Below are 1,465 nucleotides of genomic sequence, written 5' to 3'. Positions count from 1 at the left end.
AAGCGGAGTGTTGGACCTCGCTTTCTTGCGTTTTGGGATTTTGCTTTTGAGCGATTCGTGATTCCCTGACGGCGGATCGTCGGCATTGGGGAACGCGATGAGCAAACCGCGGGATGATCGCCAGAAAGACCTGCTGCTTCCGGCGCTCGATCAAATCATCGACATGGGCCACCCGCTGGTGCGGTTAGCGGCGCTGATCGACTGGAAGTTTCTGGATGACCGCTTTGGTTCGGTGTGCCAAGGCGGTCCGGGGCAGCCTGGTCTGCCGACGCGGCTTGTCGCCGGCCTGTTCATTCTGAAGCACATGCACAATCTCTCGGATGAGGTGCTGTGCGACCGCTGGATCGAGAACCCCTATTACCAATACTTCTGCGGCGAGTTAAGCTTTTGCCACCGGCTGCCGTTCGATCGATCGTCGATGACGCGCTGGCGCCAGCGGCTCGGCGAGGAACAGCTCGTCGCGCTGATCCAGGAAAGTCTGTCGGTGGCGCACAAGACTGGCGCCATCGGCCCTAAGGACCTGGAACGGGTGGTGGTCGATACCACAGTGCAGCCCAAGGCCGTTGCGCATCCGACCGATGCGCGGCTGATGCATCGGGCCATCACCAAGCTCGTCGGGCTCGCCAAGCGCAACCGCGTATCGCTGCGCCAGAGTTACCTGCGCCTGGCGAAGCGCGCCGCCATCATGGTCGGCCGCTATACCCACGCCCACCAGTTCAAACGCGCCCGGCGCCAGCTCAAGTTCCTGCGGACGCGGCTTGGCCGGATCATCCGCGACATCCGCCGCAAGATTGATGGCGATGCGGCGCTGGAAGCTCGCTTCGGCCCGCTGCTCGATCTGGCGCAGCGGGTGCGCACCCAGGATCAGCATCAGCGCGGCCCCAAGGTCTATGCGTTACATGCCCCGGAGGTCGAGTGCATCGGTAAGGGGAAGGCCCGCGCGCCTTACGAGTTTGGCTGCAAGGTCAGCATCGCCACCCCCGTGACGTCCCCGAAGGGCGGACAGTTCGTGCTCCATGCCAAGGCCCTGCATGGCAATCCCTTCGACGGGCACACGCTCGGCCCCGTAATCGCCGACATGGAGAAGCTCACCGGCGTGGAGGCTCGCCGCATCCACGTCGACAAAGGGTACCGCGGCCACAACCACCCGCACCGGTTCAGGGTCTGGATCTCGGGTCAGGTCCGCCGCGTCACGGCTTCCATCCGTCGCGAGATGAAGCGTCGCGCGGCTGTCGAGCCTGTCATCGGCCACGTCAAGGCCGAGCACCGCATGGACCGCAACTATCTTAAGGGCCGCGTCGGGGACCGCATCAACGCTGTCCTCGCCGCTGCAGGCTACAACTTCGGCCTGCTCCTGCGATGGCTCGCAGCACTCTTGCGTGCCATCATCCGGACATTCGCCGAAACTGGCCCGGCTCAAAAGATCGCTTAAATCAGCGCGCGCCCGCGTTCTTCACGGAGGACT

At 63.8% G+C, this 1,465-nt stretch carries 1 protein-coding gene; it reads left to right on the top strand.

Translation table 11 applies throughout. The annotated features are described in order from the left end of the window. Window positions 1–97 precede the first annotated feature (97 nt). Window positions 98–1,432, top strand: a complete 1,335-nt coding sequence (locus XI08_RS10015) for an IS5 family transposase (protein WP_271574289.1) — start codon at window positions 98–100, stop codon at window positions 1,430–1,432. Window positions 1,433–1,465 lie beyond the last annotated feature (33 nt).

It is taken from the genome of Bradyrhizobium sp. CCBAU 11361 (assembly GCF_028128935.1).
GTDB classification, from domain to species: domain Bacteria; phylum Pseudomonadota; class Alphaproteobacteria; order Rhizobiales; family Xanthobacteraceae; genus Bradyrhizobium; species Bradyrhizobium niftali.
The sequence above is the reverse complement of the archived record's forward strand: the minus strand, read 5'-3'. Positions and strand labels throughout refer to the sequence as shown.

Coding starts and splice junctions, on each gene's coding strand:
- XI08_RS10015 (WP_271574289.1), top strand. CDS start 98: ATGAGCAAACCGCGGGATGATCGCCAGAAAGACCTGCTGCTTCCGGCG.